Source organism: Halobacillus litoralis (assembly GCF_004101865.1).
GTDB lineage: Bacteria > Bacillota > Bacilli > Bacillales > Halobacillaceae > Halobacillus > Halobacillus litoralis_A.
Genome location: NZ_CP026118.1, coordinates 1,172,053 through 1,187,500, shown reverse-complemented (window position 1 = coordinate 1,187,500; position 15,448 = coordinate 1,172,053). Strand labels below are relative to the sequence as shown.

Here is a 15,448-nt window from a genome sequence, read left to right as displayed (position 1 = left end):
TGGCTCGGTAGCTCAGTCGGTAGAGCAACGGACTGAAAATCCGTGTGTCGGCGGTTCGATTCCGTCCCGAGCCACCATTTACAAGCCGGCCTAGCTCAACTGGTAGAGCAACTGATTTGTAATCAGTAGGTTGGGGGTTCAAGTCCTCTGGCCGGCACCATTAGAAATTTCATCAGCGTGGAGGGATAGCGAAGTTGGCCAAACGCGGCGGACTGTAAATCCGCTCCCATCGGGTTCGTAGGTTCGAGTCCTACTCCCTCCACCATTTATTTTCTCAATCAAATAGGGGTATAGTTTAATGGTAAAACTACGGTCTCCAAAACCGTCAATGTGGGTTCGATTCCTACTACCCCTGCTTTCTTATTATGGCGGTTGTGGCGAAGTGGTTAACGCACCGGATTGTGGTTCCGGCATTCGTGGGTTCGATTCCCATCAGCCGCCCCATTCAATACATTAATTAAAGACCTATATTGGGCCATAGCCAAGCGGTAAGGCAACGGTTTTTGGTACCGTCATGCGCTGGTTCGAATCCAGCTGGCCCAGCCACTATTCATGCGGGAGTAGTTCAGTGGTAGAACACCACCTTGCCAAGGTGGGGGTCGCGGGTTCGAATCCCGTCTCCCGCTCTAAACATTCACATTTTCTTTAAAACGTGAATATGATACAATCGTAATTGAACTTGATTTGGCGGCATAGCCAAGCGGTAAGGCAGAGGACTGCAACTCCTTTATCACCGGTTCGATTCCGGTTGCCGCCTCCAAAGACATATGCCGGTGTGGCGGAATTGGCAGACGCGCACGACTCAAAATCGTGTTCCTCACGGAGTGCCGGTTCGAGCCCGGCCACCGGTACTAAAAATGTAACAGAGAGAAGACTTCAACAGTAATGTTGAGGTCTTTTTTTTATTTGTTTTTACACGACAAAAATAACCCAAAATCGTGTGCGTTGAATCGTGTGCGTAGGAGGTATGTTGTGAAGAGACGAAAGGAATTATCAGAAGAAGAAATGGATCTTATCAGAAATAAGGTTACTGAAGATGAGGCACTAGAAAAATTCTTTAAAGACTGTTGTCTACGTAATTTGAGACCGGCAACAATCGAATACTACAAGAATGAATTTCACGCTACTAAAAAGATGTTGAAAAAAGATCTCGTTGATATTAAACAGGAAGATATAGAAGCGTTCATAGTAAGAAGTAAAACGCAAATAAGTATTACAACAATCAACACTCGTTTACGTGCATTAAGAGCATTCTACAATTACTTAAAAAAGAACAAATTGATCTCTACTAATCCTATGAAGAACATAAAGCTGCTTCGAGACAGGCAAAAAGTAATTGAAACATTAGACAATCAGGAAATTGAGAAATTAGTAACGATAATGAGAAATGATAGAACATTTGTATCTTTCCGTAATGAAGTGATTCTTCTGGTTTTTCTAGATACAGGGATAAGGTTATCAGAGTTAGTAGGCATTGAAGTTGAAGATGTAGCTACAAATCATATCGTTATACGAAAAACTAAGAATCTATACCAGAGAATTGTTTATTTATCTGAGAGAACTCAGGAACAATTAAGAAAGTACCTTGTGATAAGAGGAGATGTTGAGGGAACGAACAAGTTATTTATAAATCGAGATAATAATGAGTTAAAACCTCATAGTATTCAAACAGGTTTCACTAGTTATGGAAAAAGAGCAGGTATTAGTAAGCGAGTAAGCCCTCATACATTTAGGCACACTATGGCGAAACGAATGATCATGGCTGGTGCAGATGCATTTACTCTTATGACTATTTTAGGTCATAGTGATATGACTATAACTAAAAAGTATGTGTACCTTTGGGGACCAGATATTGAAAAGAAACATAAACAATATAGTGCCCTTAAAGGTTTGAAATTTTAGTGTACGAACGTATGTTTGCATATTAAAATAAAATAATAGAGAGTGGCTAAGATTAGGACCCTTTCCACTCTCTAAAACACATACCAGAAGATAGACTTCTGTTATTTAAATATAGCAAGTCTATTTCTTCTGAGTCAAGAGGAGATAGAAGCCATGAGATTATTATCTTTGCTGAGTGGAAATGGTTTTGTCATGTACAATAAGGAGTTAGCCCACACAGTATCAACGAATGGAGCAATTGTATTTGGGCAGCTTTGCTCTAGTTATGAAAGTTTCAAAAACAAAAAAATGATAACTGTTCGAGATGAAAAAGAATATTTCTTCTTAACGAGTGAAGTATTACAAGAAGAAACAGCTTTAACATATAAACAACAGTTAAGAGCAATTAAAGAACTGGAACAAGCAGGGTATATTGATACAAAAATGATGGGGGTACCTTCTAAAAAGTACTTTCACATTACGGATAAGATAATAAAAGAGCTTGTTTCTGAGGTAAATCCTAGCTCTTCCAAAAGGGAAGACCTGAATGTATCAAGAGTTGACGCTGATCCCAGCCTTGCCCAAAGGGAAAACCTAAGTATGCCAAAAGGGAATAGCAAGCCTGACCAAAAGGGCTCATCTATTAAAAAGAAAAATAAAAAAGAACAATATAAAAATAAAAAAGATAATCTTGTTAACAAGGAACCGGTTAACAATGATGAAATCATACACAAACTTACAAATGAATATCGAATAAAAGGATTAAGTAATGAGGTTTGTTTAAGAGTAGTAAAAGAAGTATTAGACTCTAAAACTGATGTAGAAAATTTTGGTGGTTATTTAAGAAGGTGTTTGGATAATACCTTATATAAGAGCAAACTTAAAAAAGGAGAAGTGGAAATATCTTTAAGTAACGGGAACGGTAAACTGGATCTGTATTATGACTGGTTAAACAATTGAAAACAATAGTTCCCAGGGTTACATAGGTGAGCGTCGTTAATCAAAAAATGTTTTATAATAGGAATACTCATATTGTTTAAAAGATGCCTTAGAATTTACTTGCGTATCTAATTACTTAGGAGGGATCGTGTGACAAAGCAAACTGGAAGTGCGAAAGAAGTAATGGAAATTATTCAAGAAATGGACAGTGCAGAGTGTTGGAAATTGTTAAATGAATTATATTACAAGCATTACAGTAGTCCAAAGGAAAAATATACTGAGATAGACATGGATTATTAATAGTCACCAGAAGCTCATAGGAGCATCGTAATGCTCCGTAAAGAGGGAGGTAATATATTCATATTATCTCCTTTGTTTTTCCCTGTAATGCACTCCGATTATTATTATCCATTTCCAATTTCTTTAATAAGAGAATAGCCAACATTGAATGACAATTCTCCTTGATTGGAAACCTATATGGATTTTCTATAACTATTAAAAATTATTTTTATGTTTTGCTTTACATCTTAAATCTGTGAGATATAAGAGTTTTGTAAAACAAAATCAATAGTTATTCGGGGGTAATAATAATGAATCCATACATTCTAAAGTCAAAACCAATTTACGAAAAAGCAATGTCTCAGCTTTCATGGGAGGAACAAACTATTACTATGATTCTATTTGAAGTGGGTAGCCGTGTGAGAGTAGATGCATTAACATTAGGAAGAAAAGACTTCTTTTTAGTTAATGTAAAGTACACTATAAAAAAAATGAAGACGAATGGTTCTGATTGGTATCCATCACGGAATCAGGTTAGAAAAACAATTAAAAAACTTAATGAGATTGGTTTTATGAAAATAGATGATGATGGATTACCTCTATGGTTTTATAAAGATATTGAATACTTACTCGAATAAAAGGTCGGACAAATAGTCCGATCTTTTTTTTGAAAAATTACTCATAAAGTTAAAAAACTCCGATTAATTCCACTTCTGTATCTAATACAATTATTAATTAAAGTTGTCCTATGATAGAACACGTAAAAGTAGTTCTATTATAGAACGGAGTAGTTCTATATTGGACTCAGAGTAGTTTTATAATAGAACTCTATCTATACTTAATTATCTATACTTAATAATCTAAACTTATTTATTCAAAAAACATTCTGTTTTTTGATCGTTTAAATTTTTCTTCTATTGTTTACAAATTAAATTCGCTAGATAAAATAACTACGAAAATAAATTCACAATGGAGGAAACATAATGATAAATCAAAAAGGGAAATTTATGAAAGTTCCAAAGGAATTCTTTCAATATGAAGAACTAAGACAATTAAGTGGAGATCATATATTTTATTATTCATGGTTATTAGATTTAAAGGAACTTTCTAAGAAGAACGCTGATAAATATACAGATAGTAATGGTAGAGTTTTTGTGATTTTTACTGAAAAAGATGCTTTGGACTACTGCAATATAAAAAAATCTAAATTATATCGGATAAAGTTAAAATTAAAAGATTTGGGGTTAATCGACTATGATAAACAAAAAGTGAAAAAATCGGGTATCTCAACTCCTATATATGTTAAAGAGCTTGATTTGTGGGATAGTCAAAGGAAAAAAAGTAAGATGCTTGATTTAGAAATGCCTGATTTCAATGGAGGAGTTTCTAATGAAATTTAATCCTAAGGAATGGCAAGAAAAAAATTTTAAATCTGAAAACCATTCTTCAGTCCAAGAATCTAGAGAAGATCGTCATAAAAAATTAGCTAGAGCAGAAATAGAAGCCTGGAGGAAGAAGAAAGAGCAAGAAAAGATATATGCTAAAGAAATTGGTATTGCAGAAAAAATTAGAAAAGAAGCCGAAAAAATAGAGCGTGAGAAAAGAGAACACGAAGAGCTGATGAATACTGATGCGGTGAAAGCTCTCTATATTCTTGATACAGATAAAAATGTCATTGATAAAGTTGAAAGAAGAGCAGACTTAGTAGAGTGGTTGAAAGGTAAAGGATTCAAATGGGGCATCGGAAGAACGGTTCTCTATCACTACATTAAGGACAAAGCTCTCTATAAAAATCAGTATTACTTTATTCCAGTTTTAGAATACGAAAACTTTTTATCATAACTGAACGTTATTGTTCGGGTTTTGTTTCAAAAAACTAAGGTTTGTATATATATATATTAGAGAGTAGTATAAGTGACAAAACTGTTCTAGAATTTTATTTGCGGTTTGACATTGAAACGTCTTTATTTTAATGAACTGGATCATAATAGATTCAGTTCATTTTTTATTATGGGCCTCCTCCTTGGCCCACCGTTACAGTTGAATTGTCCTTCAACTATCTCGATGACTTTAGTCTGGAAAACTCTTGTCATAACTTCCATATTGCGTTCTCCGATGTTTTCACAATTTTCACCTTTAGAACAAAGGTTTTCTTATTTATTGAAGAACTTCGCATAATGGTTCCTCCGATTCATTGTGCGGTATATGAGAGAGCCTTGTCAGCAGCAGGGCTTTCTCTTTATTTTTATATTTATAACTCACTTAAAACTTTTTGAGATTTATACATAAGCTCAGTTGCTTTGGCAGCTGAGCTTTTTATTTTTTGCCGGAAGGAGGAATAAACATGGGGCTATTCACATTCCCTGGCTCAAAGAAAGGTGATTACTTTTCTTCCACGATTTACAGTTCGGCTCGTACTTATTCAATTTCAGAAGAGCAAGCTATGCAAATACCAGCTGTAAAAGCATCAGTTGATTTAATTGCTTCAACAGTGAGCCAACTTCCAGTTTACCTCTATAAAGAATTAGAGAATGGAGACATTAACACGATCAAAAAAGATAGTCGAATTGACCTTCTTAATGAATCGATGAACCAGCGTGAAACTTCAGCAAAGATTAAGAGGTTGTTGATCAAAGATTTGTTGTTCTACGGCAAAGCTTATCTTCTTAATAGATACGATCAATTCTTCTATTTGAAGGCTAATCAAGTTCACCCGGATTTCTACACCAAAGATGACCTTACGATTGCAGGAGTTGAGTACAGATACGATTCTCCAAATGCTTCAGTTATTTTATCTGAAGATGAAGTAATTTCTTTTGATGTTGGCACTGAAGGGGTTCTCGTTGATGGAGATCAAATTCTTCAACAAGCATTCAATGAGTTAGATTACTCCAAGAATGTCATGAAGAATGGTGCTCTTCCAGTAGGAGTTTTAAAAGCTGCATCTCGTTTGACTGAGCCTGCTATTAATCGGCTTCGGGAGAGTTGGGAGAACCTTTACGGAGGATCAAAAAACTCTTCTAAAACTTTGATTCTTGAAGAAGGTCTAGATTACACACCTATTTCATTGAATCCTAATGATCTTCAACTTAATGAGTCTGCCAAAACAACTCTAGCTTCAGTTGCTCGATTATTTAATGTTCCAGAATCTATGGTCAATTCTTTAGCCAACAAATATGGAAGTCTTGAAATGAACAACCTTCATTTCCTTCAATATACAGTTGGTCCATTAATTAATGTCATTGAGACAACTTTGAATAAAGAGTTGCTTGATGAATCTGAAAAGATTGGTGGAATTTACTTCCGTTTCGATACTTCAGAGGTTCTTCGAACAACTGAAAAACAGAAAGTCGAAACGACTATTCAGCTAGTCAAAAACGGCATTATTTCTGAGAACGAAGGAAGATCTCGCCTAGACTATAAACGTATCGAAAAGGATTACTTTACTTTGAATATGGCTTCTGCATTGAAAGATGTTGAGACAGGTGACATTACAGTAATTAATCTTGGAGAAACGATTAAGCAGGAGGATGAATCAGATGAAGATGGAGATTCGAGACACCCAAACGACCTTATCATCTAATGGTGATTTAGTTGTATCTGGCTATGTCAATAAACCTGGCCAGCTATCGGAGATTCTTGGAGTTACGCAAAAATTCCGAGAAAAAATTGCACCAGGAGCATTTCAAAAAGCTATCGAAAACCGATCTAAAGAGATTGATTTCTTAGCAGAGCATGACAGTAAGAAAGTCCTTTCTTCTACTCGAAATGATTCTCTAACTCTTCGAGAAGAGCAAGAAGGACTTTACATGGACGCTACTATTTCTCAAACGTCGTGGGGCCGTGACTACTATCAGCTCATTACTGATGGATTGATTGGTTCAATGAGTTTTGGATTTAGAAGCATTCGTGATTCTTGGAGTATGGAAGATGGACTTCACATTCGTACTGTTCATGAACTTGAACTTTATGAGATTAGTGCAGTAAAGGACCCTGCTTACTCCCAAAGCATGATCAGTGCTCGCAATATTGACTTAGTTAAAGATATTGAAATTCCGAAAGAAAAAGAATTTTCTTTAAACAGGAACGCAGAGTATTACGATAATAATCAAGAAGAAAGAGGAGAACAATTTATGAAAAAAATGGAAACTCGTACTAACGAATTTGAATCTATTCTACGTGGAGAAACACGTGCTCTTCAAACAACAACATCTGGTGCAGCTCTAATCCCTGAGAACACTCATAATGATATCGTTCTAAAGATGGAAGAGATCTCTCCTGTATTCGCGAAGGCTCGTAAGCTTAACTCTGTTGCAGGTACTCTTCGTGTTACTCGTGAAGATGATTCCGTAACAGCTGGCTTTTTCGGTGAAGGACAAGAAATTCTTGAAAGCGCTATTGGTTTCAAGCAAGTTGATTCGAAGCAGAAACGTGTTGGTGCTGCTCTAACTCTATCCAACCAACTCTTTAATGATTCTGCTGTAAATATTGCTGACTATTCTAAAAATCTTTTAGCTCGCCGTGCTGGGAAAACAGTAGAAAAATCTATACTTGTTGGACTAGGTGGAGATGAATTTGCAGGCATCGTTCCAGATGCTGATGTTCAATCCGTTGATGTAGTTGGTACTGCTACTCTTGAAGACCTTCAAGAACTATACCTTAAAGTTCATCCTGAGTTCTTGACTGGAGGAAGTTTCATAATGTCTCGTGACTTCTTCAACCAAATCGCTAAATTGAAAGACGCTAACGGTCATTATTATGTTCAAATGGGAACCGTAAATGGTAAAATCCAGTATGTTCTATTTGGTATGCCAGTTGACGTTACAGATGCTCTCCCTGCTGCAACTCCAGCTGTATTCGGTAACATTGCAGAAGCTTATGCTGTCATGATTAAGCAAGAAGCAGGGATCCAAGAAATCGTTGATTCCGGACTAGCTCTTAAAGGTGCAAAGCTTTATGTGTATGATGCCTTCATGGATGGAGCTGTTGTGAATCCTGCCGCGATCGTCAAACTTAACGTAGCTCAAGCATAATTATTAACGTGAAACATTTCACAAATATAAGGAAGTCAGTTATAGCTGGCTTCCTTTTTTATATTAGAAGAAGGACAACTGTGCAAAATTATGATGAAGGGAAAAAGTTAAATGAACCACCAAGAAACAAAGTTATTTCATATTGAGTTGTTAGAAAATATTAGCCATTCATTCCGATCCTCGAATTATCGTCTGATTTTAGCAGAAATCCTTGTATCTTTCTTCTATAAGCACACTACCAGTCCATCGGAAATCAAGAAACATGTGAACGAAGTTCTTAAATACAAAGACATTGATGAAGTTAGTCTGGGATTTGTCAGAGGGATAGTCAATAGTAAAGTCCAGTAAGGAAGAAGGTTTCGTATGGTTACAAGAATGTATGATGTTAAAATTAGTAAAAAGAGACAAACTACTTCAACTCAGTTAGTCATCCATCTTCAAATCGAGCTAAGTTGATGATTAAGAGAGCTGTTATTGATGAGGCTACTACTTGTAGGAAAAAAGAGTAAAATCACTATAATAACTAGGGGAGAGTCGGTTACTTTGATTTAAATTTTGACAAAAACTATTTTTATGTAAAAAAATGTAAAAGCGGAGGGGAGTAGATGAAAGCTCCAGAATATTTTAACGAAACTGCTACGGAATACTTTCACTTTGTAGTAGAAGAACTTAAGAATATAGATAAACTGAACCCAACAGATAAACCAATCATTGAAGCCTTATCCTTCAATCTTGCTACACTGGAAGATTGTCAGAAAAGGCTTTTTCAAGAGGGATTTGTAGTTGGTGCCTTACATGGAATGAAAGAGCACCCAGCTGTATCAATTAGCATGAAAGCACAAGCTAAAGTTCTCGAATCATTTAAGCTGCTTGGATTAGATGCTTCCAGTCGTTTCAAAGAAGAACAAGTTAAAACAGAAGACTTATCAAACGATCCACTTCTGAACGTATTGGCAGGGAGGGCTATATAGTTCCCTTGCTGATTCAACCTCTTTTACCAACTCTCTTAGAAGTATATCTTGAGGGTAATAATCACTGGGTTCATATTCACCGGTGTAACATATAACAAGTCCATCTCCTACTGACTCCATATCCAGTCCGATCGATTCAAACTGAGGTCTGAATTTTGGCCACGCTTTTTCAAACTCGTTAATTGCTTCTTTAATTGTTTTATTGTAATTTCTTTTTCAGTCATTTTGAAGTCCTCCATCTTTGTTTTCCTTGTTATATGGCAATTCTATAAAATGTAAAGCAATTAAAGATATTTTTAGATAAAGATAAGCTTATATTTAATTACTTCAGTGTTGTCATATGCTATGATATAAGTGAGTATTTCTAACTAAAAGTAAGGTGGGAACATAAATATGAGTAATCATTTACTTTTAAATAGGCTTTTTACTCGTAATATATTTGTGGACCTAATAAATGAAAATAATAATTCTTTATTTGAGACCTGTGTAGAAAGATATGTTGAAAATCACGCTTCAATGAACAATAAGTCACTTATCAGTGAGATTTACAATTATCTAAAGAAAGAATACAGAAATGAATATTATTTTAAAAATACACTCTTTAATAAGTTGTTATTGGGCAGACACAGTTTAAATACGACTACTGCTTTAACTGAAATTCCGATTAATAAATCTAAAGTTGATTTTGTCTTAATCAATGGGAAAGCGACAGCGTATGAGATAAAAACTGATTTAGATACATTTGATAGGTTAAATAATCAAATAGAGGATTATTATAAAGCCTTCAACAATGTTTGTTTAGTCACTTCAGAATCAAACTACCCAAAAGCAAAAAGAATGTTCAAAGATACGAAATTAGGAATTTGCATATTAACGAGTAGAAATACAATAAGTACCAGACAAGAACCTCAAGAAGATAATTCCAGACTAGAGTATGATGTTATGTTTAAGATGTTAAGGAAGCATGAGTTTGAAGATCTATTGTTTGCTCACTTTGGAGAATTACCTGTTACGAATCAATTTAATTATTATACAGAATGCTTAGAATGGTTTACTAAAATCGACATAGCAACGGCATATGAATATATGATTACTCAATTAAAAAAAAGAAGCTTGACTGAGAAAGATGAATACGAGAAAGTCCCTTATGAACTTAAGTTTATGGTTTATTTTTCTAAATTTAGAAAAAGTGATTACTGTAAATTAAATAACTTCTTAAATGAAGAGTGGAGGGAATAATAATGTATTTACCTTATTTAAGAGGAAGGCAATATGAACTTCTTGCTTTACGAGAGTTAGCTGAAAATAACTTAATCAATAATAAAATTTTGCCAATCATTGAACCGATAAAACCTTCGGCAACCTTACTAAAGACTATGGGAATGTTTATCAATAAGGAAAAGGATTTAGCTGTGATACTACACCCTCAAGTAGGTAATTTTAATAAAGATATTTCTATTCTAAAAAAAGAAGGATGGAAAATGAATTTTAGTGAAGCACTTAAGAGTAAGAACATCGTTATTTCTCATATAATGAATGAAAACAGTAACAATGAATTAAATGAATTATTTAGTAATGGCGTGGAAGAAAATGAACTTTTAGTTATTAATAAAAATAAAGATTATCTAAGTAACTATCTCGAATCATTTGGAAACAAAAATCCGCTATACACACTAATACCGGAAGAAAGCGCGTTTAAAAGAAAAATTAAAGTTAAACGTGTTTTACTTGAAGACAGATTTGAAAAGGAAGCAAGAAATGCGGATTATAAAGATATAAATAGCAGGGCTTTCTCAGAGGATCATATTTATTTTGAGGAAGATGGTTTTATGGGGTATTCAGATTATTCGATTGTCGGTGAAGAATATTCTGAATCTGGATTTGCGCCATATGCTGTTGCAATTCACATAGTGTACTTTGATACTGATAAAAGTTTGAGAATTAAACACTTTGTCTCAAACTCAAATAAAGATATTAATGACCCAGCTGGTAAATTTGGTGAAGCTTTACAAAAGTTAGCAGAATGGAAAGAAACCAGAAATATTAATACATATAGTTTAGAGAAATTTATGGAACACTATAGAAATGGAACCTATCCAGGTTTAGGGACAGTTAAGAAACTTGCGATTATGCATCATATAGAGTTAATCAGTCAATATTTTGACGGGAAGTTCGATTTATGATTTGTTGCGCTAAATGTTTTGAAGATTCAGAGATAAAGGCTATTATTAAAGGAATTAATAATAGAGGTGATTGCGATACATGCGGCAAGATGAACGGCTACATATACGATACAGAAGAAAATGACGAATTGGTTGACAATTTTAATGAATTGCTAGAAATATATGAACCAGTATCAAATTTACCAGGTGATTTCCCGAAAGAAAAAACTTATTTACTTAAAGATGATTTAAATGATAGATGGAGAATTTTTAATATTGAAAAAGAGAAAATCTACACCCTAGTAAGGAATATTTGTCATGAAAAATATGAAGAAGCTCCTGAGTTATTTGATGAACCAATAAGTATTACCTCATTGAGTCAAATTGAATATTTAGAAGAAAACTCGATATTAAAGACTCATGAGTGGGAAAATTTTGTGAATGAAATAAAGAATGTTAACAGATTTCATACTAATTTCATTAATACTAGTGTTTTGGATGTATTTTGTGATTATGTGAAAACTCCCTATCGTGAAGGGGAGGTCTTTTATAGAGCAAGAATCTCTACTGAAGAAGATGGATATGAAACATCGGACATGGGGGCACCACCACAAGGAAAAGCAACTGATGGTAGGGCTAACCCAATGGGTATTAGTTGTTTGTATTTATCTAACGATTTCGACACTACCCTTCATGAAATAAGAGCTGGAACTCACGATTTCATTACTATTGGCGAGTTTAGGTTAAAAGAGGATATCGAAGTGATTGATTTTGTGGCTCTAGATAAAATTAGTCCCTTTTCGGGAATCGGTCCAGAGCAACATGCTGTGAATAAAACACACCTTAAGAAAATCAGTCATGAAATAGCAAAACCACTTAGAAGAAGTGATGGGCCTTTGGACTATTTACCTACCCAATATATAACTGATTATCTTAAAAGCAAGGGGCATCAAGGTATAAAATATAAAAGTACGATGAATCCAAAAGGGTACAATGTAGCAATTTTTAATCCTGATTTGTTTGAATGCAATAAAGTAAGTGTGCTTGATGTAACAGGAATGACCTATAATACGGAAGTTATAACTGATTAATTTTTGAGTTGTATATTCTTTATAAAATATCAATTTTATTCCCTTATAAAAATCCCCTAATGTTAATATTCAAGGGGATTTTTACGTTCCTACTTATAATTTTTGTGAGGCACAGCGAGTGAATAAGAATTTTTATGTGGTAGAATTATGATATAATCCAAATTTTGGATAGAGATACGCGCGATATTGAAGGGGGAGAATGGAACTGTGGGCCAAAAAAGCAGGCAACACTATGTTCCGAAGTTTTATCTTAGAAACTTCTCAGAAACAGATAAATCAATTAGTACATTTAACATTACAAATTTAAAATACATTCAAAATGCTTCAATTAAAGATATGTGTCAAAAAAATAATTTCTATGGCGATGATAAAGTAGTTGAAGAATTCTTAGATAAAGAGATAGAAAGAAAAGCTTCAGCCATTATTAGAAGGATAATAGAGACAGAGAGCATTCCAAACATTGATAAGGAATTTGAATATTACGAGCATCTGATTGCTTTTTTGTTGGTCAGTGAAGCAAGGAACTTAAAAAATGCTGACTCAGCAGATAATATGGCTGATTTCTTAGCTAAAGAAATGATGAAAGAGCATCCAGATATGAAAGGCATAAACTTAGATGAATTTAAAATAAAGATAAAGCAAGCCGCCAATCAAAATATAGGCATTGCCTTAGAAAGCATCCCCCTAGTATTAGATTTAAAACTGGTTCTTATTAATCAAAAAACATCAAGGAGTTTCATTACGTCAGATAATCCGCTGATTCGTTACAACTCATTTTATATTGGAAGGAAATATCAGGGGAGAGGGTTTGGGTATGTTACAAGAGGGCTTCAGCTTTTCTTTCCCATATCCTCAACACAATGCTTGTTGTTATATGACGGACTAGTATATGATATACCAAACATAAAAGATGATGTTATAACGATTAATAGAGCCCGAGAAGTTGATTCTTTAAATGAGTTATTCTATTTGAATGCGTATAATAATGTTTTCTTTAATCAGAAAATTAAAGAAGATTATATAAAAAAAATTCACCTTAAAAATAGAGGAACCTCTAAGATTAGTGATCTTGAAAGGGAAGTAGGGTCATTCAAATCAATGGAGGAAGATGGTCATTTGATTAATGTCACACAAAATAGAGTAACAAAAAAAATATCACTTCCTTGGATTACTCTTTCTGAGTTTGGAAAAGGACTTATACTTCCCCAGCACATGGGGGGGTTAAAAAGAATGGAGTCACCTTTCATAGAAGAGTATATAGAAAAGGATTCGGAAAAATTTGATAAACAACCTCCAAAAATAAAAAGTGGGAGCTACTTCAGAGAAAAGTAAAAGTTTGGCTTTAGTGCTTTACTCTTTTCGACACTTCGATACAACACCTTTGGAGGTGTTGTATGTGTTACCTACAAAAGAAAAGCTGATTGATCACTTATTAGAAAAAATGACTAATCAAGACATCGCAAAAATTTATGGAGTGAATTATCAAAAGGTTATACAGTTAATAAAAAGGTATAGACTAGATCCCAGCGAGTTAAGAAGAGTAAACCTTTACATTGTATATGAACATCATCTTAATGACAAAGTAGTATATGTAGGTAGCGGTGTATGGTATAGATGTAGAAGATATACTAATAGAAGAAACACGGTACATCGTGAGTTGATGGTATCTGGAAAGATACAATATAAGATTGTTGCAGAGTTTAAAGAAATAAATTCTGCAAGAAGACATGAGAAAGAACTAATAAAAAAATACAAGGCAAATGGGCAAGCTATTTTCAACAAACAAGTTCATTAGTTCTTGACGATTTTGTGTAGCAGGGGCATAATTATCAGTAATCGTGTAATGCAAATTATCTAAAGTATTCCACTTACTGTGATATGACTGATCTCGTTACATAATTGTACTTTTGTGGGACTCAAAATCGTGTTCCTCACGGAGTGCCGGTTCGAGCCCGGCCACCGGTACTAAAAATGTAACAGAGAGAAGACTTCAACAGTAATGTTGGGGTCTTTTTTTTGTTTATTTTACACGACAAAAAAACCAAAATCGTGTGCGTAGGAGGTATGTTGTGAAGAGACGAAAGGAATTATCAGAAGAAGAATTGGATCTGATCAGGAATAAGGTTACTGAAGATGAGGTACTAGAAAAATTCTTTAAAGACTGTTGTCTACGTAATTTAAGACCGGCAACAATCGAATACTACATGAATGAATTTCACGCTACTGAAAAGATGTTGAAAAAAGATATCGTTGATATTAAACAGGAAGATATAGAAGCGTTCATAGTAAGGAGTAAAACGCAAATAAGTATTACAACAATCAACACTCATTTACGTCCATTAAGAGCACTTTCTACAATTACTAAAAAAAGAACAAATTGATCTCTACTAATCCTATGAAGAATATAAAGCTGCTTCGAGGCAGGCAAAAAATAATTGAAACATTAGAAAATCAGGAAATTGATAAAATACCGTTCTACTAGACCGTTAGATTTTAACAGGTAGGTATATCGAACGCGATCCTATGTATAAGTACCTGTTAATGAAGGACTACAAGGCAGACATGGAGAAGTTTAAATTGTCACAGGTAACGTTATTGGCATATAAGGGGTGGTCAAGTTAAGAATTAAAGACGTGAGGAGTAGTGCGCATACTCTACACGTAGTAAATCGGATGTGATTCGCGCTCTATATAATTTTACTGAAGCTGAAGTTGTGTTTGTGAAACGTTAGTTGTAGTAGTTTGATAAGGTCGGGGGAGAAACCTTATGTACAGAAGATTCGAAGGAAAAGAGCTCCAGGACGTAAAAACTTCGTAAATAACAAATAAAGAAAAAAAGCAGCTAAGAAAGCTGCTTTAAGATGATTTATCTTTTTAAGTTAGGATTTTCATTTTTTGCATCTTTTACTTTAGGTTTTCGATATCCACCAGCGATATCTGCTTGTTTAAATTCTTTTGCATAATTAACTTCCTGAGCGTCTGATGGTTCTTCCCCACTTCCTCCTATAGGTTGGTACTGTGAATTTTTGGACATAGTGCTCATCCTTTCTATTGGAATCGGGTTATACTCACAATTTACCCTTTGTACCAAAG

General features: G+C 34.4%; 17 protein-coding genes and 9 tRNA genes. 25 read left to right on the top strand and 1 reads right to left on the bottom strand.

Annotated elements, in window-relative coordinates:
* Position 1: 1 nt before the first annotated feature.
* The 25 genes from HLI_RS05990 to HLI_RS05875 all read left to right on the top strand — a co-directional run bounded on the left by HLI_RS05990 (position 2) and on the right by HLI_RS05875 (position 14,737).
* A tRNA-Phe gene (locus HLI_RS05990) sits at positions 2-77 on the top strand.
* A 7-nt stretch (positions 78-84) separates the two neighbouring features.
* Positions 85-160 (top strand) — tRNA-Thr (locus HLI_RS05985).
* Between the two features lie 19 nt (positions 161-179).
* Positions 180-265 (top strand) — tRNA-Tyr (locus HLI_RS05980).
* A gap of 19 nt (positions 266-284) precedes the next feature.
* Positions 285-355, top strand: a tRNA-Trp gene (locus tag HLI_RS05975).
* 13 nt (positions 356-368) lie between these two features.
* Positions 369-444: transfer RNA gene (locus HLI_RS05970), tRNA-His, on the top strand.
* A 27-nt stretch (positions 445-471) separates the two neighbouring features.
* A tRNA-Gln gene (locus HLI_RS05965) sits at positions 472-546 on the top strand.
* An 8-nt stretch (positions 547-554) separates the two neighbouring features.
* Positions 555-626: transfer RNA gene (locus HLI_RS05960), tRNA-Gly, on the top strand.
* Positions 627-686: 60 nt separating this feature from the next.
* Positions 687-760 (top strand) — tRNA-Cys (locus HLI_RS05955).
* A gap of 9 nt (positions 761-769) precedes the next feature.
* A tRNA-Leu gene (locus HLI_RS05950) sits at positions 770-851 on the top strand.
* Between the two features lie 121 nt (positions 852-972).
* Positions 973-1,902 (top strand): tyrosine-type recombinase/integrase, encoded by a 930-nt coding sequence (locus tag HLI_RS05945; RefSeq protein WP_128523910.1) that lies wholly within the window; start codon positions 973-975, stop codon positions 1,900-1,902.
* Positions 1,903-2,055: 153 nt separating this feature from the next.
* Positions 2,056-2,841 (top strand): hypothetical protein, encoded by a 786-nt coding sequence (locus HLI_RS05940; protein ID WP_241655946.1) that lies wholly within the window; start codon positions 2,056-2,058, stop codon positions 2,839-2,841.
* Positions 2,842-2,970: 129 nt separating this feature from the next.
* Positions 2,971-3,120, top strand: coding sequence for a hypothetical protein (locus HLI_RS21520; protein WP_164908501.1), 150 nt, complete (start codon positions 2,971-2,973; stop codon positions 3,118-3,120).
* A gap of 290 nt (positions 3,121-3,410) precedes the next feature.
* Positions 3,411-3,737 carry a hypothetical protein gene (locus tag HLI_RS05935; RefSeq protein ID WP_128523908.1) on the top strand — a complete coding sequence of 109 codons (327 nt, stop codon included), beginning with the start codon at positions 3,411-3,413 and terminating at the stop codon, positions 3,735-3,737.
* Between the two features lie 345 nt (positions 3,738-4,082).
* The gene (locus HLI_RS05930) at positions 4,083-4,499 is read left to right on the top strand and encodes a replication initiator protein A (protein WP_128523906.1); all 417 of its coding nucleotides are present in this window, start codon (positions 4,083-4,085) and stop codon (positions 4,497-4,499) included.
* Complete coding sequence (locus HLI_RS05925) at positions 4,489-4,941, top strand: hypothetical protein (RefSeq protein WP_128523905.1); 453 nt, start codon at positions 4,489-4,491, stop codon at positions 4,939-4,941. Before HLI_RS05930 ends, HLI_RS05925 begins: the two co-directional genes overlap by 11 nt.
* 502 nt (positions 4,942-5,443) lie before the next feature.
* The gene (locus tag HLI_RS05920; RefSeq protein WP_128523903.1) at positions 5,444-6,682 is read left to right on the top strand and encodes a phage portal protein; all 1,239 of its coding nucleotides are present in this window, start codon (positions 5,444-5,446) and stop codon (positions 6,680-6,682) included.
* Positions 6,639-8,132: a phage major capsid protein gene (locus HLI_RS05915; RefSeq protein ID WP_128523901.1), complete on the top strand. Its 1,494-nt coding sequence runs from the start codon at positions 6,639-6,641 to the stop codon at positions 8,130-8,132. Before HLI_RS05920 ends, HLI_RS05915 begins: the two co-directional genes overlap by 44 nt.
* A gap of 111 nt (positions 8,133-8,243) precedes the next feature.
* Positions 8,244-8,480, top strand: a complete 237-nt coding sequence (locus HLI_RS05910) for a hypothetical protein (protein WP_128523899.1) — start codon at positions 8,244-8,246, stop codon at positions 8,478-8,480.
* Positions 8,481-8,737: 257 nt separating this feature from the next.
* Positions 8,738-9,103, top strand: a complete 366-nt coding sequence (locus HLI_RS05905; RefSeq protein WP_128523897.1) for a phage terminase small subunit P27 family — start codon at positions 8,738-8,740, stop codon at positions 9,101-9,103.
* A 393-nt stretch (positions 9,104-9,496) separates the two neighbouring features.
* Positions 9,497-10,342, top strand: a complete 846-nt coding sequence (locus HLI_RS05900) for a sce7726 family protein (protein WP_128523896.1) — start codon at positions 9,497-9,499, stop codon at positions 10,340-10,342.
* A gap of 2 nt (positions 10,343-10,344) precedes the next feature.
* Positions 10,345-11,286, top strand: a complete 942-nt coding sequence (locus HLI_RS05895; protein ID WP_128523894.1) for a sce7725 family protein — start codon at positions 10,345-10,347, stop codon at positions 11,284-11,286.
* On the top strand, positions 11,283-12,356 hold the full coding sequence (locus HLI_RS05890) for an RES family NAD+ phosphorylase (RefSeq protein WP_128523892.1): 1,074 nt from the start codon (positions 11,283-11,285) through the stop codon (positions 12,354-12,356). Before HLI_RS05895 ends, HLI_RS05890 begins: the two co-directional genes overlap by 4 nt.
* 207 nt (positions 12,357-12,563) lie before the next feature.
* Positions 12,564-13,688: a DUF4238 domain-containing protein gene (locus HLI_RS05885; protein WP_128523891.1), complete on the top strand. Its 1,125-nt coding sequence runs from the start codon at positions 12,564-12,566 to the stop codon at positions 13,686-13,688.
* A 64-nt stretch (positions 13,689-13,752) separates the two neighbouring features.
* A complete protein-coding gene (locus tag HLI_RS05880) occupies positions 13,753-14,151 on the top strand; it encodes a hypothetical protein (protein ID WP_128523889.1) in 399 nt (132 codons plus the stop codon).
* Between the two features lie 274 nt (positions 14,152-14,425).
* Entirely contained in the window at positions 14,426-14,737 is a 312-nt protein-coding gene (locus tag HLI_RS05875) for a phage integrase N-terminal SAM-like domain-containing protein (protein WP_241655945.1), read from the top strand.
* Positions 14,738-15,221: 484 nt separating this feature from the next.
* On the opposite strand, the gene HLI_RS05870 is transcribed toward HLI_RS05875, so the two are convergent.
* Complete coding sequence (locus HLI_RS05870; protein ID WP_128523888.1) at positions 15,222-15,389, bottom strand: YfhE family protein; 168 nt, start codon at positions 15,387-15,389, stop codon at positions 15,222-15,224.
* Between the last annotated feature and the right edge of the window lie 59 nt (positions 15,390-15,448).

Bases quoted from the DNA above. Each gene is read 5' to 3' on its own strand.
- HLI_RS05940 (WP_241655946.1), top strand. From the start codon at position 2,056: ATGAGATTATTATCTTTGCTGAGTGGAAATGGTTTTGTCATGTACAAT.
- HLI_RS05935 (WP_128523908.1), top strand. From the start codon at position 3,411: ATGAATCCATACATTCTAAAGTCAAAACCAATTTACGAAAAAGCAATG.
- HLI_RS05930 (WP_128523906.1), top strand. From the start codon at position 4,083: ATGATAAATCAAAAAGGGAAATTTATGAAAGTTCCAAAGGAATTCTTT.
- HLI_RS05925 (WP_128523905.1), top strand. From the start codon at position 4,489: ATGAAATTTAATCCTAAGGAATGGCAAGAAAAAAATTTTAAATCTGAA.
- HLI_RS05920 (WP_128523903.1), top strand. From the start codon at position 5,444: ATGGGGCTATTCACATTCCCTGGCTCAAAGAAAGGTGATTACTTTTCT.
- HLI_RS05915 (WP_128523901.1), top strand. From the start codon at position 6,639: ATGAAGATGGAGATTCGAGACACCCAAACGACCTTATCATCTAATGGT.
- HLI_RS05910 (WP_128523899.1), top strand. From the start codon at position 8,244: ATGAACCACCAAGAAACAAAGTTATTTCATATTGAGTTGTTAGAAAAT.
- HLI_RS05905 (WP_128523897.1), top strand. From the start codon at position 8,738: ATGAAAGCTCCAGAATATTTTAACGAAACTGCTACGGAATACTTTCAC.
- HLI_RS05900 (WP_128523896.1), top strand. From the start codon at position 9,497: ATGAGTAATCATTTACTTTTAAATAGGCTTTTTACTCGTAATATATTT.
- HLI_RS05895 (WP_128523894.1), top strand. From the start codon at position 10,345: ATGTATTTACCTTATTTAAGAGGAAGGCAATATGAACTTCTTGCTTTA.
- HLI_RS05890 (WP_128523892.1), top strand. From the start codon at position 11,283: ATGATTTGTTGCGCTAAATGTTTTGAAGATTCAGAGATAAAGGCTATT.
- HLI_RS05870 (WP_128523888.1), bottom strand. From the start codon at position 15,389: ATGTCCAAAAATTCACAGTACCAACCTATAGGAGGAAGTGGGGAAGAA.